We start from the raw sequence: 21767 nt of genomic DNA, 5'->3' as shown, positions 1-21767 counted from the left end.
CGGGGAGCGCGATGCTCAGGCAGACAAAAAAGGGAGCCTTATGGCTCCCTTGGTTTTGTCTGGCAATTAAATCAGAACTGATAGCTTGCGGTAATGCTTACGTTGCGAGGTTCACCGTAAACGATAGAACCGTCGATATTGGTATCGTAGGTTTTATCAAACAGGTTGTTGATATTGCCCTGTAGGGCAAAGTTTTTCGTCACCTGGTAGCGGGTGAACAAATCCACCAGCGCATAGCTGCCTTGCTCTGCACGGAAAGTGCCGTACGGTGTTACCGTGTCTTTATACACGCGGTTCTGCCAGTTCACGCCGCCGCCGACGGTCAGCTCCGGCATCACCGGCAGACGATAGCGGGTAAACAGCTTCACGGATGTGCGTGGCAGGTTCGGGTTTACCGCCTTGCCATCGCTGTCTTCTGCGACGTAGCGGGTCGCCCCGAAGGTCATCTGCCAGTTATCGGTGAGCGCGCCGTTAATTTCAAACTCTACGCCTTTGCTGACGGTGCCGTCGACGGTGGTGTAGGCGATTTCGCCGTTGCTGCCGGCAATCGGCACGCCGGTAGACTGCCCCAGGTTATCCTGCTCAATACGGAACACGGACAGGGTGGTGGTCAGGCGGCTGTCCATCCAGTCGGATTTCAGGCCCACCTCGTAGTTGTTGCCGGTAATCGGCTTCAGGTATTTACCGGAACTGTCTTTGTCGTTTTGCGGCTGGAAGATAGAGGTATAGCTGGCGTAGGTGGACCAGTTTTCGTTGATGTCATACACCAGGCCCGCATACGGCGTAGTGTGGTTCTGCTCCATGGTGTAGGACAGCGTGTTAACGCTCCAGTTGGTGTAACGCGCGCCGACGATCAGGTGCAGCGGGTCGGCCAGCGAGATACGCGTCGCGGCGTACAGCGACTTCATGCGCGTAGTATCGTCCTGCGCCAGGCTTTGCGGATCCCAGCTGGTTTGCGGGAAGCTGGCGCTGTTGAAGTTATAGAAGCTGCCAATCTCATCCGGGAAGACGTTGGCCCACGAACTGTAGTAGCGGTTATTTTGCTTGCTATAGCTGCCGCCGAGCATCAGGTTGTGCTGGCGCCCGAACAGGTCATAGCTGCCGTCGGCGTACAAATCCAGCGCGTCTACTTTACGCTTGCCGCTGTTCCAGCCCGTTCCCCCTACATAGTCATAGCCCGGGCCGTAGCTGCCGTACGGGCCGACTAACGTACCGTCGGCTTTATTGACGTAAGCATCGATGTACATCATTTTACTGTCGAACTTTACCTCGGAGTGGGTGGCGTTCAGCGTTGCCTGCCAGGTATCGGCGAAACGCTGCGTCAGGGTCATAAATACCTTATTGATGTCTTTATCGTTGTAGGCCCAATCCGGTGAAGTGCTGTGCGCGCGATCGTAATGGTTGGTGCTGCCGTCGGTATTCCAGCGCGGCAGGCCGCCCCAGGTTGGGCTATTGATATCGATACGTTGATATTCATAGCCAACGGAGAGCGCGGTGGTGTCGCCCAGATCGGCATCGAGAATGCCGGAGAAGAAGGTTTTGTCGTTATTGTAGCGGTCAAGCCAGGAGTCGTTGTTCTGATAGCCGGCCACGATACGCGCACGCACTTTACCGTCTTCGGTCAGTGGGCTTTGCAGGTCGGCAACGTAGCGCTGCTTATTCCAGCTACCATATTCGGCAGAGAGATTGCCTTTAAACGTCTGGCTGGTGGCGTGTTTGCGAACCATGTTGATCGAGGCGGAAGGGTTACCGGTGCCGGTCATCAGGCCGTTCGCGCCGCGAACCACTTCCACGCGTTCAAACAGCGCGGTATCGGAAAGGGCATCGCCCAGATTCCAGCGGGATTCAAAATAGGTCGGAATGCCATCGACCATATAGTTGTCAATTTCAAAACCGCGAGAGAAGTAGCTGGTACGGTCGGAATCGGCCTGGCTGCTGGTAATGCCCATGGTGTTGTTCATCACGTCGCCCAGCGTTTGCAACTGCTGATCCTGCATACGTTGCTCGCTGACGATGGTGACCGACTGCGGAATATCGCGCTGGACCATCTGCATCTTCGTGCCGGCAGTGGTGGTTTTCACGCTATAGTCCTGCGTTTCGCTATCGTTGCCAGTATTGCTGGTGCCATCAACGATAATCGTATCTTCACTGGCGGCAAAGCTTAAGCCTGGGGACAACGCGAGCGCGATGCCCATCGCCAGCATTGACGGCGCCAGACGGCCGTTGCGGATATTGGAAATGTGAGACATATAAACCCTTACTCAATCGTCATTATTTTTGTCCGCCGCTCTGTGGTGACGGTCGTGTTATAGGCCAACGCGCATGCATATAATGAATGCAAATGAGAAATATACGCATTTTTATTACAATGTAAACAAAAGTAAGAACGCGATTGGGAAAGAATGAAACGGGATTTCAGGAGTGGAGAGAAAACAATACGGCCGCATCAGCGGCCGTATAAGGATGAAAAAATAAAAAAAATAATCAGTCTGTTATTTCGTTCAGGCGAGGGCGTTTTCTTCCAGTTGACGCATAAACTGACGAACCCAATCCATGCGCGTCTTACGCTCGCCGAGCTCCTGGAAGAACTTCAGCCGTGTCGGGCCGTCAAGGCGGAAGTGCTGCGGCTGTTTTTGCAGCAGGCCAATCAGCCACGTTGGGTTGACGTGATTCTTCTCGGCAAATTCAATCACGCCGCCTTTCTCGTTGCCTTCCAGCTTACGGATCCCCAGCTTTTGCGCCTGCTGACGCAGACGGGCGATATCCAGCAGGTTACGCGCTGCATCCGGTAGCAGGCCGAAGCGATCGATCAGCTCGACTTTGATCTCTTCCAGCTCGTTTTCGTTCTTCGCGCTGGCAATACGCTTGTAGAAGGAGAGGCGCGTGTTAACGTCCGGGATAAAATCATCCGGCAACAGCGACGGCATACGCAGCTCAACTTCGGTTTGCTGACTGGTTAAATCCTCCAGCGACGGTTCGCGACCCTCTTTTAGCGCATCGACGGCGTTTTCCAGCATCTCCATGTACAGCGAGAAGCCGATGGATTCCATCTGTCCGCTTTGCCCTTCGCCCAGCAGTTCGCCCGCACCGCGAATTTCGAGGTCGTGGGTGGCCAGCGCAAAACCTGCGCCCAAATCTTCCAGTGAGGCGATGGCTTCCAGACGTTTCTGGGCATCCGGGGTCATGGCTTTAGGATGCGGCGTCAGCAGCCAGGCATAGGCCTGGTGGTGCGAACGCCCCACGCGGCCGCGCAGCTGATGCAGCTGCGCCAGACCAAAGTGGTCGGCGCGCTCGATGATGATGGTATTGGCGGTCGGAATGTCGATACCGGTCTCGATGATGGTGGTACACACCAGCACGTTAAAGCGCTGGTGGTGGAAATCGTTCATCACCCGTTCCAGCTCGCGCTCGCGCATCTGGCCGTGACCGATGGCGATACGCGCTTCCGGCACCAGTTCCGCCAGTCTATCGGCGGCTTTCTGAATATTCTCGACATCGTTGTACAGGTAGTACACCTGGCCGCCGCGCAGCGTTTCACGCAGGATCGCTTCGCGCACCACCAGACTATCGTACTCACGCACAAAGGTTTTGACCGCCAGACGGCGGGCAGGTGGGGTAGCGATAATCGACAGATCGCGCATACCGCTCATCGCCATATTCAGGGTTCGCGGAATAGGCGTGGCGGTGAGCGTCAGAATGTCGACGTCGGCGCGCATCGCTTTAATGCGCTCTTTGTGGCGCACGCCGAAGCGATGCTCTTCATCGACGATCAGCAGCCCCAGATCGCGCAGCTTCACGTCGCTTTGCAGCAGCTTGTGGGTACCGATCAGAATATCGATTTTGCCCTCGGCGGCTTCCGCCAGAATCTGCGTCTGCTCTTTGGCGCTGCGGAAGCGGGAGAGCATCTCAATGCGCACCGGCCAGTTGGCGAAACGGTCGCGGAAGTTATCATAGTGCTGCTGCGCCAGCAGGGTCGTCGGCACCAGCACCGCAACCTGCTTATGGTTCTCGACCGCGAGGAAGGCGGCGCGCATCGCAACTTCGGTTTTACCAAAGCCAACGTCGCCGCACACCAGACGATCCATCGCCAGCGGCTGGCACATGTCGCTGAGCACCGCGTTGATCGCCTGGGCCTGATCCGGCGTGGTTTCAAACGGGAAGCTGTCGCAGAACAGCTGATACTGTTCACGATCGTGCTTGAAGGCGAAGCCCTCTTTCGCTGCCCGCTGGGCGTAGATATCCAGCAGCTCCGCGGCCACATCGCGCACTTTTTCCGCCGCTTTTTGTCGCGCGCGGCTCCAGGCATCGCCGCCCAGTTTGTGCAGCGGCGCGTTCTCTTCCGCGCCGCCGGCGTAGCGGCTAATCAGGTGCAATGAGGAGACCGGTACGTACAGCTTGGCGTCGTTGGCGTAGGTGAGGATCAGATACTCGGCGGTGATGCCGCCTGCTTCCAGGGTCGTCATGCCGCCGTAGCGTCCTACGCCGTGCTCGAGATGCACCACCGGCTGGCCGATGTGCAACTCCGCCAGGTTACGAATCAGGGTATCCGGGTTAATGGTCCGACGGGCATCCTGACGGCGACGCGCCACGCGCTCACCCAGCAGATCGCTTTCGCAAATCAGCGCCAGGTTATGTTGCGTATCGATAAAGCCATGCTCGGCGGCGCCGATCATCAGATAGTGACCTTTACCGCTTGCTTCATCGAGCCGCTGAATCCGTTTTGGCGACAGCTTGATCCGCGCCAACAGTTCGCCTAACGCTTCGCGGCGGCCCTCGCTCTCTACCGAGAAGACCACCGGCCCGCTAAAGGACTCGATAAACTTACGCAGGTTATCCAGCGGCGATTTATTTTGCGCCTGGACGGAAAGGTCCGGCAGCGGCTGGAAGCCGAGGTTGGTATTCGCCGCTTTGTCTGCCAGATGCTCGGTTTTAAGCTGGATACGCGGCCATTTTTTCAGCTCGCTGTTCAGCTCTTCGGTACGCAGCCACAGCTGGGCTGGAGGCAGCAGCGGACGCATCGGATCCACGCCGCGGTTTTCAAAACGTGCCTGTGCATCAGCCTGGAAACGGTTGGCGCTGGCCTCGACGTCGCCGGTATTCACCAGCAGAGTGTTGGCCGGGAAATAGCTGAACAGCGCGGGCAGCGGCTCGCTGAAGAACAGCGGCTGCCAGTATTCGATCCCGGCAGGCAGCGTGCCTTTACTGACCTGCTGGTAGATATGTTCGGCGTCACGTTTGACCTCAAACTTATCGCGCCATTGGCTGCGGAACAGTTCGATAGCGGTTTTATCGGTCGGGAATTCGTGCGCGGGCAGCAGGTTAATGGCTTCCACCTCTTCCAGCGTACGCTGGCTGTCGACGTCAAAGACGCGCAGGCTGTCGATTTCATCGTCGAAGAAGTCAAGGCGATAGGGCTGCTCGCTGCCCATTGGATAGAGATCCAGCAGCGCACCGCGGGTGGCGTATTCACCGTGCTCCATCACCTGATCGACATGACGATAACCCGCGCTGTCGAGCTGGCTGCGCAGGGCGTCGCGCGACAGGCGCTGGCCTTTTTTCATCACCAGCGCGTGGCCGTGCAGGAAACTGTGCGGGCAGACGCGCTGCATCAGCGTGCTAACCGGCACGATCAGCACGCCGCGCTGCATGGTGGGTAACTGGTAGAGCGTCGACAGGCGCGAGGAGATAATATCCTGATGCGGTGAGAAGCTGTCATAGGGCAGCGTCTCCCAGTCGGCTAGGTTCATCACCAGGCTGTCGGTAAACTGAGCAATTTCATCGTGCAGGCGCAGGGCGTTCTGCATATCCGGGGCGATTAACACCACCGGCCCCGCATGACGCTCGGCGATATCCGCCACCAATGTCGCGCAGGCCGCGCCGGTCAGTTCGCCAAGCAGGCGCTGGTCGCCGGGTTTTGTCGGTAGGGCATAACGGGCAAGTTCAGGCATAGTCAGCGCACGTTCTCCAGAAGGCCGTATTTCCACGGTAATAATATAAATTTGCTGTACTTATTATCCGTGATGGTGGCCGGAGTGCAACCGCTGAAAATGCGGGGATGGCGCGTTTCAGATCATTTGCCGCTTCTGCTGGCTGAGCTTGCGGTACTGCTGTGGCGACATGCCGACCAATTTGCTGAAGGTGCTGTAAAAACGGCTACTGGAACGAAAACCCGCAGTCATGGCAACGTCAATGATGGTTTTATCCGTATCGCTCAACAGCGCGCGGACGTGGTTGATGCGCATCGCCGTAATGTACTGCTTTAAGGTGAGCTGCATGACGCGCTGGAAAATGCCCATCGCGTAGTTGGCATTCAGCTTCACATGTTCCGCGACGTCATTGATGGTTAACGCCTGATCATAGTTATCGGCAATAAAACCAAGCATCTGGCTGACGTAAAACTGCGCGTGGCGCGAGACGCTGTTTTTGTGCGTGCGTGAGGTTTTATTCAGCAGGATAGGCTGCCAGCCGGAGAGGCTAAAACGCTTGAGCATCAGGGCTATTTCATCGATGGCCAACTGACGAATCTGTTCATTCGGGCTGGCAAGCTCCTGCTGCCAGCGGGTCACTTCAAAGGCGCTCAGCTGCTGAGTGGCGAGCGACTTTATCACCATGCCATGGGTTACGTAGTTGACCAGTTCGCGGTCCAGCGGCCAGGAGAGGAACAAATGCATAGGGAGGCTGAAAATCGCCATCTGCTGACAATGTCCCGGACGGGTGAGCTGGTGCGGCGTACAGGCCCAGAAGAGGGTGATATGCCCTTGTTTTATCTGCACGACTTCATTGTTGATCAGGTATTCGACGTCACCATCAAATGGCACGTTCACCTCGACCTGTCCGTGCCAGTGGCTGGCGGGCATGGCGTGCGGTGGACGAAGTTCAACATCAAGACGCTGGTATTCCGAATAGAGTGAGAGTGGGCTACGGGTCTGTTTTTCATCGCCATTGCACATGTGCGGGTCGGGCGGAAGAAGTGGGATTGGCTCGTTGCTCATGGCGGCTCCATTTCCTGATTTATCAGAATGACGTCAGAGCGGGGAGTTAACAACCCGGAAGTCGGCTGCAAAACCCATCGCTTAGTCTAATAGTAACCGCTAATTCAGGCCGTATACTCTGCTTTTGCGCTCATTTATTCCCAAAAGCTCAGATCACCCGCTGCCCGATCGCCGATCTGAGTTTATGGGAATGCTCATCGCGGAAGGTGGAAGTTTTCCCGAGTACCGCATGCCACCATGTTCTTGTCCACTTATTGTTCTGGAGAGTCATGATGACAGCACCCAAAATTACTTTTATCGGCGCCGGGTCGACGATTTTCGTTAAAAATATCCTCGGCGATGTTTTTCATCGTGAAGCATTGAAGTCGGCGCATATTGCCCTGATGGATATCGATGCCACGCGGCTGGAAGAGTCGCACATTGTGGTGCGCAAGCTGATGGATTCGGCCGGAGCATCTGGCCATATTACCTGTCATACCGACCAACGCGCGGCATTGCAGGGCGCGGACTTTGTGGTCGTCGCCTTCCAGATTGGCGGCTATGAACCCTGTACCGTGACCGACTTCGAAGTGTGTAAACGCCACGGGCTGGAACAAACCATCGCCGATACGCTTGGGCCGGGCGGCATTATGCGCGCGCTGCGGACCATCCCGCATCTCTGGCAGATTTGTGAGGATATGAGCGAGCTGTGCCCGAATGCCACCATGCTCAACTACGTTAACCCGATGGCGATGAACACCTGGGCAATGTACGCTCGCTACCCGCACATCAAACAGGTGGGGCTGTGCCATTCGGTACAAGGAACGGCGGAAGAGCTGGCTCGCGATCTCGGTATTGATCCCGCTTCGTTGCGTTATCGCTGCGCCGGTATTAACCACATGGCGTTCTATCTTGAACTGGAACGCAAAAACGCCGACGGCGAGTACGTCAATCTCTACCCGGAACTGCTGGCTGCCTATGCCGCAGGCGAGGCTCCGAAGCCGAATATTCATGGCAATACGCGCTGCCAGAACATCGTGCGCTATGAAATGTTCAAAAAGCTGGGCTACTTCGTCACCGAATCGTCCGAGCATTTCGCCGAATATACACCGTGGTTTATTAAGCCCGGACGCGAAGATCTGATCGAACGCTACAAGGTACCGCTGGACGAATACCCGAAACGTTGCGTTGAACAGTTGGCAAACTGGCATAAGGAGCTGGAAGAGTACAAAACCGCTGAACGTATTGATATTAAACCGTCGAGAGAGTATGCCAGCACCATCATGAACGCGCTGTGGACCGGCGAGCCGAGCGTTATTTATGGCAACGTACGTAACGACGGTCTGATTGATAACCTGCCGCAGGGCAGCTGCGTGGAGGTTGCTTGCCTGGTCGATGCGAACGGCATTCAGCCGACAAAAGTGGGGGCGATTCCCACGCACCTTGCGGCGATGATGCAGACCAATATCAACGTGCAGACGCTGCTGACGGAGGCCATTCTGACGGAAAATCGCGATCGTGTTTATCACGCGGCGATGATGGATCCGCATACCGCAGCCGTACTGGGCATCGACGAAATCTATGCGCTGGTGGATGACCTGATTACCGCCCACGGCGACTGGTTGCCAGCCTGGCTGCACCGCTAAAAAAATGACGGCGCCGGGCAAAGTATCCGGCGCTTTACCTCTCGCTAATAACAGAAGGCGGGCGCTGGTAACAGTGACCCGGTACCCTATGAGCATCTCTCTGACAACAAAACTCAGTTACGGATTCGGTGCGTTTGGTAAAGATTTCGCCATCGGCATTGTTTATATGTATCTGATGTATTACTACACCGACGTCGTCGGGCTGTCGGTTGGCCTGGTGGGCACGCTGTTCCTTGTGGCGCGTATCTGGGATGCGATAAACGACCCCATCATGGGATGGATAGTGAACGCCACGCGAACGCGATGGGGCAAATTCAAACCGTGGATCCTTATCGGTACGCTTGCGAACTCGCTGATTCTGTTTTTACTGTTCAGCGCTCATCTGTTTGAAGGCACCGCGCAGGTCGTTTTTGTCTGCGTCACCTATATCCTGTGGGGAATGACCTACACCATTATGGATATTCCTTTCTGGTCGCTGGTGCCGACGATTACCCTTGATAAGCGCGAACGCGAACAACTGGTTCCGTATCCGCGTTTCTTCGCCAGCCTGGCCGGATTTGTCACGGCAGGCATTACGCTACCTTTCGTGGAGGCCGTCGGCGGCGCGGATCGTGGGTTTGGTTTCCAGATGTTTACGCTGGTGCTGATTGCTTTCTTTATCGTCTCGACCGTTGTCACGCTGCGCAACGTGCACGAAGTTTTCTCCTCCGACAGCGACGCGGCTTCCGATAGTGCTCGTCTGACGTTAAAAGGGATTGTGGCGCTGATTTACAAAAACGATCAGCTCTCTTGCCTGTTGGGGATGGCGCTGGCTTACAACATTGCTTCTAACATCATTACTGGCTTTGCGATTTACTACTTCACCTACGTGATTGGCGATGCGGCACTGTTCCCGTACTACCTTTCCTACGCGGGCGCGGCGAATTTACTCACTCTGATTCTCTTCCCGAGGCTGGTGAACGCGCTGTCGAGACGCGTACTGTGGGCCGGGGCGTCAATTCTGCCGGTGATCAGCTGCATCGGGCTGTTTGCGATGGCGCTGGCGGGATATCACAACGCGCCGCTGATTATCGTGGCCGGAGTGTTCCTTAACGTGGGAACCGCGCTGTTCTGGGTTCTGCAGGTCATCATGGTGGCGGATACCGTCGACTATGGCGAGTACAAGCTCAACGTTCGCTGCGAAAGTATTGCTTACTCGGTGCAGACGATGGTGGTGAAGGGCGGTTCGGCATTTGCGGCTTTCTTTATCGCCGTGGTGTTGGGCATCATCGGCTATACCCCAAATGTGGTGCAGTCGGCGCAAACCGTTCAGGGCATGCAGTTTATTATGATTGCGTTACCAGCACTGTTTTTCATCATGACGCTGGTGCTCTATTTCCGTTATTACCGCCTGAATGGCGATGCCTTGCGGAAAATTCAGATTCACCTGTTGGATAAGTATCGCAAAACGCCATCGCCTGCCGTGGCGCTGGACAATCCAGCCCCAGTGGCGAGCGTTGTACGGGATGTAAAGGCGTAATCATGGAATGGACATCATGGATTGGCTATCTGGCAGCCTGTCTCACCACGCTCTCTTTTTTGCCGCAGGCCATTAAGGTTATTGTCACTCGCAACACCCAGGGCATTTCGGGTCTGATGTACGTGATGTTTGTCTGCGGGCTGGTGATGTGGCTGGTTTACGGTTTAATGATTGAAGACAAGGCCGTGAGTATGGCGAATTTTCTGACGCTGGTGTTCGCGATGCCGATCCTTGTCATTAAGCTGCGTCGAGGGTAGGGAAACCGGCCTGCAGGAGCCATCCTGTAGGCCGGATCGGCATTGGTGTCATCTGCCCGCGTTTAACTGACGGTTATGCCAGCGAGCAAGCAGCAGCACCGTGGTCAGCGCGCCCAGCAGGGCGCAAAATATATCCGATTGCGTATCCCACGGGTCCCCCTGAGTGCCGAGGAAATCATCCGCGCCTTGCCCCATCGCCAGGGCGGCCCACCATTCAATCAGCTCGTAGGTGGCGCTAATGGCCAGCGCCACGCAGCACACCAGAAATGCCAGCATTTTAGGACCTTTGACGATACTCCCGCGCCGCAGAATTTCGCGTGCCGCCAGCGCAGGTACCAGACCCTGGAAAAAGTGGCCGAGCTTGTCATAAGGGTTGCGGCTCAGGTTAAACCATTGCTGGACATCAAAGCCGATGGGCACCTTAGCGTAGGTATACTGACCGCCGACCATCAAAATAATGGCGTGACAGAAAATCAGCGCGTAAAGCAGCGGGGTGAGTGGATAACGGTGGGCGGTGAAAAGCAGCAACGGGACGATGATAATCACCGGCGTGACCTCCATCAGCCAGGTCACTTTTTCAGCGGCGTTAACGCCGGTGTAAACCAGAAAGAGGGCTAGCAGCAGCGCCCCCGTGCGCAATATCAGAGGGTTAACGGTGCGGTTCATCAGGCTTTCGCAAAGAGTTATGGAAAACATCACTATTGACCGTGTCGCTGAAAATTTCAACATTCGTATTCCCTTGTGATGAATTGTCAGCCTTGCGCTTACGGTTCAGTCATTTACCCATCCTGCTTTCGCTTATATACTCGTGCTTCTGCTATCAGCAACCAGACGGATTACATGTATCAACCTGTCGCACTATTTATCGGCCTGCGCTACATGCGTGGGCGAGCAGCGGACCGCTTCGGTCGCTTTGTTTCCTGGCTGTCGACAATCGGCATTACGCTTGGCGTGATGGCGCTGGTCACCGTCCTTTCGGTGATGAACGGCTTTGAACGCGAGCTGCAAAACAACATTCTGGGGCTGATGCCGCAGGCCATTCTGAGCGCTGAACAGGGTTCCCTGAATCCGCAAAAAATCCCGGAAGCGAGCGTGAAGCTCCAGGGCGTGACCCGTATTGCACCGCTGACCACCGGCGATGTGGTGCTGCAAAGCGCGCGTAGCGTCTCGGTGGGCGTCATGCTGGGTATTGACCCGGCGCAGAAAGATCCGCTGACGCCGTATCTGGTGAACGTCAAGCAAACCGATCTCACCGCCGGGAAATACAACGTGATTCTTGGCGAGCAACTGGCGGGCCAGTTAGGCGTCAATCGCGGCGATCAAATCCGCGTGATGGTGCCGTCTGCCAGCCAGTTCACCCCGATGGGGCGTCTGCCGAGCCAGCGCTTGTTCACGGTGATTGGCACCTTCGCCGCCAACAGCGAAGTCGATGGCTATCAGATGCTGGTCAATATTCAGGATGCCTCGCGTCTGATGCTCTATCCGCAGGGCAACATTACCGGCTGGCGTCTGTGGCTGGATAAACCGCTGCAGGTCGACACCCTCAGCCAGCAAACGCTGCCGGAAGGCACCAAATGGCAGGACTGGCGCGAGCGTAAAGGCGAGCTATTCCAGGCCGTGCGCATGGAAAAAAACATGATGGGGCTGCTGTTGAGCCTGATCGTCGCGGTCGCCGCGTTTAACATCATCACCTCGCTGGGGCTGATGGTGATGGAGAAGCAGGGCGAAGTGGCGATTCTGCAAACGCAGGGGCTGACGCCGCGGCAGATCCTCACCGTCTTTATGGTGCAGGGGGCCAGTGCGGGCATCATCGGCGCGGTGCTTGGCGCGCTGCTGGGCGTGCTGCTCGCCAGCCAGCTCAATAATTTAATGCCGATTATCGGCGCGTTCCTCGACGGTGCGGCGTTGCCGGTTGCCATCGAGCCGCTGCAGGTTATCGTGATTGCGCTGGTGGCGATGGCCCTGGCGCTGCTGTCAACGCTGTACCCTTCCTGGCGCGCTGCCGCCACCCAACCCGCTGAGGCTTTACGTTATGAATAAGATCCTGTTGCAATGCGACAACCTGTGCAAACGCTATCAGGAAGGCTCGGTGCAGACTGACGTGCTGCACAACGTTAGCTTCAGCGTGGGCGAGGGTGAAATGATGGCTATCGTCGGTACCTCGGGTTCCGGGAAAAGTACGCTGCTGCACCTGCTGGGCGGGCTGGATACGCCGACCTCCGGCGACGTCATTTTCAGCGGCCAGCCGATGAGCAAGCTCTCTTCGGCGGCGAAGGCCGAGCTGCGTAATCAGAAGCTTGGTTTTATCTACCAGTTCCACCACCTGCTGCCGGACTTTACCGCGCTGGAAAACGTGGCGATGCCGCTGCTGATTGGCAAAAAGAAAGCCGCTGAGATCAACTCGCGCGCGCTGGAGATGCTGAAAGCGGTCGGGCTGGCCCACCGTGCGAATCACCGTCCGTCGGAGCTGTCCGGCGGCGAGCGCCAGCGCGTGGCGATTGCCCGTGCGCTGGTCAATAACCCGCGCCTGGTGCTGGCGGATGAGCCCACCGGTAACCTCGATGCCAAAAACGCCGACAGCATTTTTAAACTGCTCGGCGAGCTGAACCAGTCGCAGGGAACGGCCTTCCTGGTGGTTACTCACGATCTGCAGCTGGCGAAACGCATGGGGCGTCAGTTGGAAATGCGCGACGGTCACCTGAGCGACCAACTGACCCTGATGGGAGCGCATTAATGGCTCCTTCGCTGTCGTTACTGATTGGCCTGCGCTTTAGCCGCGGGCGTCGGCGCAGCGGCATGGTGTCGCTGATTTCGGTTATCTCCACCGTGGGGATTGCGCTGGGCGTGGCGGTGCTGATCGTTGGCCTGAGCGCGATGAACGGCTTCGAGCGCGAGCTGAACAACCGCATTCTTGCGGTGGTGCCGCACGGCGAAATCGAAGCGGTCAATCCGCCGTGGAACGACTGGCAAAACGTGCTGCCGAAAGTTGAAGCGGTGAAAGGCATTGAGGCCGCGGCGCCGTACATCAACTTTACCGGCCTGGTGGAGAGCGGTAGCAACCTGCGCGCCATTCAGGTCAAAGGCGTCGATCCGCAGCAAGAGAGTAAACTGAGCGCTCTGCCGCGCTTTGTTCAGGCGAATGCCTGGGCGAATTTTAAGGCCGGAGAGCAGCAAATTATCCTTGGCAAAGGCGTCGCCGATGCGCTGAAGGTGAAAGCCGGAGACTGGGTGTCGATCATGATCCCCAACTCGAACCCCGAGCATAAGCTGCTGCAACCGAAACGCGTGCGCCTGCACGTCATCGGTATTCTCCAGTTGAGCGGTCAGCTTGACCACAGCTTCGCCATGATTCCGATGCAGGATGCCCAGCAGTATCTGGATATGGGAGAAAGCATCACCGGTATCGCCATTAAAGTGAACGACGTGTTCAACGCCAACAAACTGGTGCGCGACGCGGGCGAGGTCACCAACAACTACGTTTATATCAAGAGCTGGATTGGCACCTACGGCTATATGTATCGCGACATTCAGATGATCCGCGCGATTATGTATCTGGCGATGGTGCTGGTGATCGGCGTGGCCTGTTTTAACATCGTGTCGACGTTAGTGATGGCGGTGAAAGATAAAAGTAGCGATATTGCGGTCCTGCGCACATTGGGTGCCAAAGACGGGCTGATTCGCGCAATTTTCGTGTGGTATGGTTTATTGGCTGGCCTGTTGGGCAGTCTTTGTGGTGTGGTTATCGGCGTGTTCGCTTCGCTGTACCTCACCGACATTATTAAGGTGATTGAAAAGATTATTGGTCATCAATTCTTATCGGGTGACATCTATTTTATCGACTTCCTGCCGTCTGAACTGCACTGGCTGGATGTCGTTTATGTGCTGGTCACGGCACTGTTGCTGAGTCTGCTGGCAAGCTGGTATCCCGCCCGCCGCGCCAGCCGTATCGACCCTGCGAGGGTGCTGAGTGGCCAGTAATTTGACGTCCTGACCGCGCGGCGTTGCTGCTGCGTGCGTCAGTTAGAGGAATGAACAATGATGCATTATGGATTTGACATTGGCGGCAGCAAAATCGCGCTGGGCGTATTTGATTCATCGCGCCAGCTTCAATGGGAAAAACGTATCCCGACGCCGAAAGAGAGCTATGAAAGCTTCCTTGAAGCGGTAACCGGGCTGGTGGCGGAAGCCGACGCACGTTTTAACTGCCGTGGCACCGTGGGTATCGGCATTCCCGGTATGCCGGAAACCGAAGACGGCACGCTGTATGCGGCGAACGTCCCGGCGGCGACCGGTCGACCGCTCCGTGCGGATCTTAGCCGTTTGCTCGACCGCGACGTACGTCTGGATAACGACGCTAACTGTTTTGCCATCTCTGAGGCCTGGGACGACGAGTTTACCCAGTACCCGCTGGTGATGGGCTTGATTCTTGGCACCGGCGTCGGTGGCGGTATCGTGCTGAACGGTAAATCGATTACCGGTCACAGTTATATTACCGGCGAGTTTGGTCATATTCGCCTGCCGGTCGACGCGCTGGAAGTGGTGGGGCGTGATTTCCCGCTGGTGCGCTGCGGCTGCGGCCAGCTCGGCTGTATCGAAAACTATTTATCCGGTCGTGGGTTTGCGTGGCTGTACAACCATGTCTACCAGCAGCCGCTGACCTCGCCGGAAATTGTTGCCCTCTGGCAGCAGGGAGACGAAAGGGCGCGCGAGCACGTTGAGCTTTATCTGGATCTGCTTGCCGTATGCCTGGGGAATATACTGACCATTGTCGACCCGGATCTGCTGGTGCTCGGCGGTGGGTTATCAAATTTTTCAGCGATCGCCGATGGACTTGCGCACCGCTTACCGCGTCATTTACTGCCTGTAGCCCGCACGCCGCGCATTGAACGCGCACGCCACGGTGATGCAGGGGGGATGCGCGGCGCTGCGTTCCTTCATCTGACCAACTAACATGGAGTAGATATGCAGTCGCGCCGCTTACATCGATTGAGCCGTTTTCGTCGGAATAAACGTCAGCTGCGCCAGCGTCTGCGCCAGCGGATTTTTTTCACGGACAGGGTGATGCCAGAAGAGATGGATAAACCAAGAGTGTTGGTGTTAACCGGCGCGGGGATTTCGGCAGAGTCGGGGATTCGAACTTTCCGGGCGGCCGATGGGCTATGGGAAGAGCATAAGGTTGAGGACGTGGCGACGCCGGAAGGCTTCGCCCGTAATCCTGAGCTGGTGCAGAGCTTTTACAACGCTCGTCGCCGTCAGCTCCAGCAGCCGGAGATTGCGCCTAACGCGGCGCACCTGGCGCTGGCCCGGCTGGAAGAGGCGCTCGGCGAGAACTTTATGCTGGTCACGCAGAACATCGACAATCTGCACGAGCGCGCGGGCAACAAAAACGTGCTGCACATGCACGGTGAGCTGCTAAAGGTGCGCTGCACCCAAAGCGGCCAGGTGTTCGACTGGCCGGGCGATTTGCCGGTAGACGAACGCTGCCACTGCTGCCAGTTCCCGGCGCCGCTGCGTCCGCATATCGTCTGGTTTGGCGAGATGCCGTTTGAGATGGACCATATCTATCTCGCGCTGTCGATGGCCGACATCTTTATCGCCATTGGTACGTCAGGCCACGTTTACCCGGCTGCTGGCTTCGTCCACGAGGCTAAGCTACACGGCGCTCATACCGTGGAACTCAACCTCGAACCCAGCCAGGTCGGCAGTGAGTTTGAAGAGAAGCACTACGGGTTGGCGAGCGAAGTGGTGCCAGCGTATGTTGATGAGCTGTTGAAGTCGCTGTAAATATTCGGGCATCCGGCGCCTTTTGCCGGATGCCCGACCATCAGCTTTCCGCGTAGTAAAATTCACCCTCCAGCAAGTCCGCGCTGTTCAGGCCGACAAAGACCCGGAACCTGCCGTACTCCAGCCGCCGCGCCCCTTCGGCGTCGTAGAAGCCCAGATCGTTCTCGGTGATCTCAAAGCTCACCACCTGTGAGGCACCGGCAGCAAGCGAGATCCGGGTGAAGGCTTTTAGCTGTAAGGCAGGCCGAGCGATACTGGCGACGCAGTCGTTAAGGTAAAGCTGTATTGTTTCGCATCCGGCGGTATGGCTTGAGTTGCTGGCCGTCACACTGACCGTAATCCTGCCGCCCGGTACCAGCCGCGGCGTCACGCGGAGCGTGCTAAGCGTGGTGTGATGCCACGACAGCCCGAAACCAAAGGGAAACAGCGGCGTGTTTGGACAGTCCAGGTATTTGGAAAGAAAGCGTGGGCTATGATCGGACCGTTGAGCTGGTCGGCCAGTGTTAAGTGCATTGTAATAGACGGGAACCTGGCCATTCGCGTAGGGAAAACTCATCGATAACCGCCCCGTAGGGTTGCGCGCGCCGCTGATAATATCCACCAGCGCGCGGCTGCCCTCGATGCCGGGGAACCAGGCTTCGACAATCGCGTCAACGCAGCCGACGACGTCGGTGAGCACCAGCGGCCTGCCGTTGAACAGGATTAACACGGTCTTTTTCGCGACGGCAGCGATTTGCTGAATAAAGGCCACCTGGTGGCGTGGCAGGTGCAGGTCAGTACGGCTGGCGGCTTCGCCACTTTGCATCATATGTTCGCCCATCGCCAGCAGCACAATATCGGCCTCGCGGGCGTAGTCCAGCGCCCGCTGACGTTCTTGCTCCCGCTCAGTGTCCGAGAGGGGGCGAGTTTGTTCTATCTGGTGGGTGGCGCCAAATTCGCCGAGGAAGTCGTAGTCCAGCAGCAGATCGCAGCCCTGCATCACGCGTAAATTTCCCGCGGGAACCACTTCCTGCAGTGCGGCTTTTAGCGTTGTACAGCGTGATTTTTCTCCGTAAACCGCCCATAGCCCGAAGATGTCCGGATTATCGGCGTAAGGGCCTATCAGGGCGATACGCGTTGTCTCCGGGTGAAAGGGCAGCGTCTGACGTTCATTTTTGAGCACCACTATCGATTTGCCCGCCGTCTCGCGGGCAAGCCGCAGATGGTCAGGATGATAGCAGCAGCGTTGTTCGCCTTCGGCAGAGGTACCGCGATAAGGATCTTCAAATAGACCGAGCTTTTGCTTCAGCCGCAGGACGCGCAGCACCGCTGCATCTAACGCTTGTTCGCTGATTTTCCCCGCCGCCAGCAGCGGCTTCAGGCCGTTGGCGTAACAGGCGGTTTTCATATCAATATCCAGCCCGGCGTTAAAGGCAAGAGCGCAGGCTTCCTGCTCATCGGCTGCCACGCCGTGGGGAATGAGCTCTTTGACAGCGGCGTAATCGGCGATGGTGATGCCCTGAAAATGCCAGCGCTCGCGTAGCAGGGTTTTCAGTAACCATGGGTTGGCGGTGACCGGAATGCCGTCAACGGTATTGAATGACGTCATGACCATCTCGCATCCCGCTTCGATGGCCGCCTGGAACGGCGGAAAGTAATCGTCAAACAGACTCTGGTGCGACAATTCAACCGTGTTGTAGTCGCGTCCGCCGACAGGCGCGCCGTAGCCGACAAAATGCTTCACGCAGGCCGCCAGCCCCTGGTGAGTCGCCAGATTTTGCTGGAACCCCTCGACGCTGGCGCGAACGTACTGAGTATTCAGGAACACATCTTCGCCGGTTGACTCCATACAGCGCCCCCAGCGGGCATCACGCACCAGATCCGCCATCGGTGCGAAGGTGACGTGGCTACCGGCGCTGGCGGCTTCCTTCGCGGCAACGACGCAGCACTGTCGAATCAGCGATGGTTCCCAGGTGCAGCCGAGCGCTAACGGAATGGGGAAGATGGTCCGGTAACCGTAAATCACATCGGCCATAAACAGAAGCGGGATCTTCAGACGACTGTTTTCCAGGTGTTGACGCTGAATTTCCCGCGTTTTGGCGGCACCGGAAACGTTCAGCACCGAGCCGACGTGACTGACCACCTCCTGAGTGATGCCCAGACGGGTCTTTGGCCCAACGGTAAGCTGGGGTTCATCCAGGAAGAATTCGCCAGACAGCTGCACCAACTGGCCAATCTTTTCATCCAGCGTCATTTGCGCCAGCAGTGCGTGAAGGTGAGTCATAGGCCCTCCTTGTCAGCTTCGCGTTCCGCTGCAAGCGCGGCGCGCTCGGCCATTTTGAACCACGGGTACCAGAGCAGCGGCGAAAGGATCAGCTGTAAGAAAAGATGCAGAGCAATAATTGACGCCGCGCCGCCCACCGTGGCGAAGAACCCCAACGGCAGGCCAAAGATAGTCTGGGCTCCGACGATTTTCGCCACCAGCCCCAGTTTGATGAGCAGCCATGAAAGGGCAATCGCGATGGCGTTGTTGGTCACAAAAGGCACCATCAGACGGTAATTCATGACCAGCGGCGTACCGAAGATCACAGGCTCGGTAATGCCAAACAGCGCAGGCATCAGCGCCAGCTTGCCCATCTGGTTAAACTGTTTGCTTTTCGACAAGCACATTAGCAGCACTAACCCCAACGCCAGTCCGCTCCAGGTGACAATGTTGAAGAAGGCCAGTCCAAGAACATTGGGCATTTCCAGACCGTTGCGCCAGGCGGCGAGATTTTCGAGATCCATCGCCAGCCAGATGGGGGTGACCAGCGGTAGCACCACGTTGGTGCCGTGAATACCGAGAAACCACAAAATCTGCATGACCAGCGTCACCAGCAGGAACGCCCACAGACTTCCCCCCAGCCCCTTTAAAGGCTGCTGGATGAGGGTATAGATGCACTGGTGAACATTCTCCCAGGGCGTTGCCATAAACAGGCGGTTAATCAGCAGAAAAACGATACCCACCAGCACAAACGGGAACAGGCCTTCAAACACCCGGCCTATCATTGGTGGTACCCCTTTGGGCAGACGCAGCGTCCAGCCCCGCTGAATAATAAAGATAAAGAGGCGCCCGACGCTCAGGCCAATCAGCATCGCGGAAAAAACACCCTGCACGCCGAGCCAGGTCAGCGGAATTGCGGTGATGGCTCCTGTATCGTCAGCCATTGGCGTGACGATTAAAAAGGCCATGATGGCCGCGATACCGCACAGTGTGCTATCGGTATCCACGTTGTATTGACGAACGAGGTTACGCGCCATAAAAAAGGTGACGTAAATGGCGAGTATACCCAGAGTACAGGTCGTCACGTTGTTAAACACCGGCATCATTTTGCTGACAATAAAAAACTGATGCACGCTGTCTACAGGAAACACCATCAGTAGCACGCTGAGCGAGCCGATAAGCGTGATCGCAACGGTGGAAACCATCGAGATAGATATCGCTTGCAGCCAGGGGCTTTTCCCCAGCCAGTTAATAGCGGGATTTATTTTTTGAAAAATTCTTTCTGATTTATTCATGTGATTAATAATATGAAATAAGGTCGTTGTTTATTTTTGTTTTTATTTTCTGTGGATAATGTTAAGCCCATCAATATTTCATTGTGCTGACATGTTCATTTATCGGTGCAAACAGGAATAAATAATGGCTTGTTTCATTTTTGTTTTTGTTATCTCTTTGATATTAATGTGAAAAAACTTATCCCTAAGTGGTTCTTTTGATTGCTGGTATTCTGGAATGATCGCGTTATTCTGTTTCTCTGACCTGATGGGAGGCTGCCATGATTTATCGTTCGGTTGTCCATTTAATTAATGAATATATAGATGCATCGGACCGACAAGAGGGCGACGCCCTACCTGCGGAAAAAACGCTTGCTGCCTATTTTAAGGTGTCTAGAAATACCCTGCGTAAAGCACTTGCGGTTCTGGAACAGGAAGGGATTATTGAAAAGCGACAGGGGACCGGTAGCATTATTCGGCACAAAAAGACGGTTGCCTGGTTGAACGGCTTTATGGGATTCAGCGAAATTGCCCGCATTCAGGGTAAACCGGCCGTGAGTCGCGTACTGAGCTTTGAGGTTATTCCGGCGAGAGAAAATATTGCCGCCTGGCTACAGTGTGAGGTGGGTGAGTCGGTGTTCCACGTTAAGCGATTGCGTACGATGGATAAAACGCCGATGCAGCTGGAGGAAACCTGGCTTTCGGCGCAGCGTTTTCCGCGTTTGACGATGGAGCATATGAATCATTCAAAGTTTGACTTCTTTGAGGAGGAGTGTGGAATTACCATCGCTGGATGTTATGAAACATTTTCAACCGCGTTAGCGCATCGGGACGTCGCAAGGATGCTTAATCTCAGTGAAAAGGACCCGGTGATCCGCATTGAAACGCAGGCTGTGGAGCCTTCAGGCAGGCCGCTCGACTATTCGGTGCTTTATAACAATAACGATGAGTTCCGGGTGCGCTATTTCTACCCGCGAGTGAGATGAGGGGCGCATAGCGCCCCAAATGTGACGTTAACGCCCGGCCTTCAGCTTCTGATAATACTCTTCGTACAGCGTGCTGGCAGCGCCCACATCGTTCTGCCACTCGCCTTTCTGCACGGTTTCCGCGTCCGGGTAGAGCGACTTGTCGTTGGCCACTTCCGGGCTCAGCAGCTTGCGCGCCGCCAGGTTTGGCGTCGGGTAGCCGATGGTTTCTGCAACCTGTTTAGCCACGTCCGGGCGCAGCAGGAAGTTAATCAGCTTCAACGCGCCCGTTTTGTTTTTGGCGTTGGCCGGAATGGCCAGGCTGTCCATCCAGAAGATACCGCCTTCTTTCGGCCAGACGATTTCCAGCGGCGTACCTGCCTGACGGGCGACGAATGCCGAGCCGTTCCACACCATGCCGAGATTCACTTCGCCTTCCATATACGGGTTGGCCGGGTTGTCAGAGTTGAAGGCGGCCACGTTTGGCATCAGTTTTTTCAGCTCGTTATAGGCCGCTTCAATTTCTTTCGGGTCGGTGGTGTTGCCGGAATAGCCCAGCTTGCGCAGCGCAATCTGGAACACTTCGCGAGCATCGTCGGTCAGCAGCAGGCTGCCTTTGTATTCCGGTTTCCACAGATCGGCCCAGCTGGTGACGGTTTTCGGGTCAATCGCGTCGCTGTTGACGCCAATAGCGGTCGCCCCCCAGATGTACGGAATGGAGTAGTCGTTATTCGGGTCGAACGGCTTGTTGAGCATCTCCGGGTCGAGATTTTTGAAGTTACTCAGCTGCGTTTTATCGATCTTCTGAATCATCCCTTCTTTGCGCATTTTGTCGACAAAGTAGGTGGACGGCACCACCAGGTCATAGGCACCGTCTTTATAAGTCTTGAGCTTGGCGTACATGGTTTCATTCGATTCGTATGTCGAATAGATAACCTTAATGCCGGTCTCTTTGGTGAACTGTTCCAGCAGTCCGGGCGGAACATATTCCGTCCAGTTATAGAAGTACAGCGTTTTGCTATCGTCCGCGTGGGCTGCGCTCATACTGAGCGCTAAAGCACCTGCCGCGAGCAGGTGGCGTGACCATTTCATCATTTTACGTCCCCTGA

Annotated in this window: 16 protein-coding genes; 9 read left to right on the top strand and 7 right to left on the bottom strand. The window is 56.1% G+C overall.

Features of this window, described 5'->3' with window-relative positions:
• Positions 1-71: 71 nt before the first annotated feature.
• From fhuE to melR, 3 genes are all read right to left on the bottom strand, one after another.
• The gene (gene fhuE / locus ACW14G_RS13370) at positions 72-2249 is read right to left on the bottom strand and encodes a ferric-rhodotorulic acid/ferric-coprogen receptor FhuE (RefSeq protein WP_249022000.1); all 2178 of its coding nucleotides are present in this window, start codon (positions 2247-2249) and stop codon (positions 72-74) included.
• 252 nt (positions 2250-2501) lie between these two features.
• Positions 2502-5948 (bottom strand): transcription-repair coupling factor, encoded by a 3447-nt coding sequence (mfd, locus tag ACW14G_RS13365; protein ID WP_249021999.1) that lies wholly within the window; start codon positions 5946-5948, stop codon positions 2502-2504.
• A gap of 117 nt (positions 5949-6065) precedes the next feature.
• Positions 6066-6992 carry a transcriptional regulator MelR gene (gene melR / locus ACW14G_RS13360; RefSeq protein WP_163448089.1) on the bottom strand — a complete coding sequence of 309 codons (927 nt, stop codon included), beginning with the start codon at positions 6990-6992 and terminating at the stop codon, positions 6066-6068.
• Between the two features lie 269 nt (positions 6993-7261).
• On the opposite strand from melR, the gene melA reads away from it, so the two are divergent.
• From melA to ACW14G_RS13345, 3 genes are all read left to right on the top strand, one after another.
• The gene (melA, locus tag ACW14G_RS13355) at positions 7262-8617 is read left to right on the top strand and encodes an alpha-glucosidase/alpha-galactosidase (RefSeq protein WP_249021998.1); all 1356 of its coding nucleotides are present in this window, start codon (positions 7262-7264) and stop codon (positions 8615-8617) included.
• A gap of 88 nt (positions 8618-8705) precedes the next feature.
• Positions 8706-10136 (top strand): melibiose:sodium transporter MelB, encoded by a 1431-nt coding sequence (gene melB / locus ACW14G_RS13350; RefSeq protein WP_249021997.1) that lies wholly within the window; start codon positions 8706-8708, stop codon positions 10134-10136.
• A 2-nt stretch (positions 10137-10138) separates the two neighbouring features.
• On the top strand, positions 10139-10393 hold the full coding sequence (locus ACW14G_RS13345; RefSeq protein ID WP_163448086.1) for a SemiSWEET transporter: 255 nt from the start codon (positions 10139-10141) through the stop codon (positions 10391-10393).
• A 48-nt stretch (positions 10394-10441) separates the two neighbouring features.
• Here ACW14G_RS13345 and ACW14G_RS13340 read toward each other — a convergent pair whose 3' ends face one another.
• Positions 10442-11059, bottom strand: coding sequence for a DUF2238 domain-containing protein (locus ACW14G_RS13340; protein ID WP_249023335.1), 618 nt, complete (start codon positions 11057-11059; stop codon positions 10442-10444).
• A 174-nt stretch (positions 11060-11233) separates the two neighbouring features.
• On the opposite strand from ACW14G_RS13340, the gene lolC reads away from it, so the two are divergent.
• From lolC to cobB, 5 genes are read left to right on the top strand one after another with little or no spacing between them, the layout of a single operon-like run.
• Positions 11234-12433, top strand: a complete 1200-nt coding sequence (lolC, locus tag ACW14G_RS13335) for a lipoprotein-releasing ABC transporter permease subunit LolC (protein ID WP_163448085.1) — start codon at positions 11234-11236, stop codon at positions 12431-12433.
• A complete protein-coding gene (gene lolD, locus ACW14G_RS13330) occupies positions 12426-13127 on the top strand; it encodes a lipoprotein-releasing ABC transporter ATP-binding protein LolD (protein ID WP_064549182.1) in 702 nt (233 codons plus the stop codon). The genes lolC and lolD overlap by 8 nt, the downstream gene beginning before the upstream one ends.
• A complete protein-coding gene (gene lolE / locus ACW14G_RS13325) occupies positions 13127-14371 on the top strand; it encodes a lipoprotein-releasing ABC transporter permease subunit LolE (protein WP_249021996.1) in 1245 nt (414 codons plus the stop codon). Before lolD ends, lolE begins: the two co-directional genes overlap by 1 nt.
• Positions 14372-14431: 60 nt before the next feature.
• Positions 14432-15343, top strand: a complete 912-nt coding sequence (gene nagK, locus ACW14G_RS13320; protein WP_065356372.1) for an N-acetylglucosamine kinase — start codon at positions 14432-14434, stop codon at positions 15341-15343.
• Positions 15344-15355: 12 nt separating this feature from the next.
• Positions 15356-16177, top strand: a complete 822-nt coding sequence (cobB, locus tag ACW14G_RS13315; protein WP_064549186.1) for a Sir2 family NAD+-dependent deacetylase — start codon at positions 15356-15358, stop codon at positions 16175-16177.
• A 40-nt stretch (positions 16178-16217) separates the two neighbouring features.
• On the opposite strand, the gene bglX is transcribed toward cobB, so the two are convergent.
• Complete coding sequence (gene bglX / locus ACW14G_RS13310; protein WP_419058637.1) at positions 16218-18440, bottom strand: beta-glucosidase BglX; 2223 nt, start codon at positions 18438-18440, stop codon at positions 16218-16220.
• Entirely contained in the window at positions 18437-19714 is a 1278-nt protein-coding gene (locus tag ACW14G_RS13305) for a PTS sugar transporter subunit IIC (protein WP_455648618.1), read from the bottom strand. The genes bglX and ACW14G_RS13305 overlap by 4 nt, the downstream gene beginning before the upstream one ends.
• A gap of 260 nt (positions 19715-19974) precedes the next feature.
• Between ACW14G_RS13305 and ACW14G_RS13300 the strand changes: the two genes are divergently transcribed.
• Positions 19975-20679: a GntR family transcriptional regulator gene (locus tag ACW14G_RS13300; RefSeq protein WP_419057389.1), complete on the top strand. Its 705-nt coding sequence runs from the start codon at positions 19975-19977 to the stop codon at positions 20677-20679.
• Positions 20680-20706: 27 nt separating this feature from the next.
• Here the strand turns inward: ACW14G_RS13300 and potD are convergent, their stop codons facing one another.
• Positions 20707-21753 carry a spermidine/putrescine ABC transporter substrate-binding protein PotD gene (gene potD, locus ACW14G_RS13295; RefSeq protein ID WP_249021994.1) on the bottom strand — a complete coding sequence of 349 codons (1047 nt, stop codon included), beginning with the start codon at positions 21751-21753 and terminating at the stop codon, positions 20707-20709.
• Positions 21754-21767 lie beyond the last annotated feature (14 nt).

The sequence above is a fragment of the Kluyvera sp. genome (genome assembly GCF_965301105.1).
The sequence above is the reverse complement of the archived record's forward strand: the minus strand, read 5'-3'. Positions and strand labels throughout refer to the sequence as shown.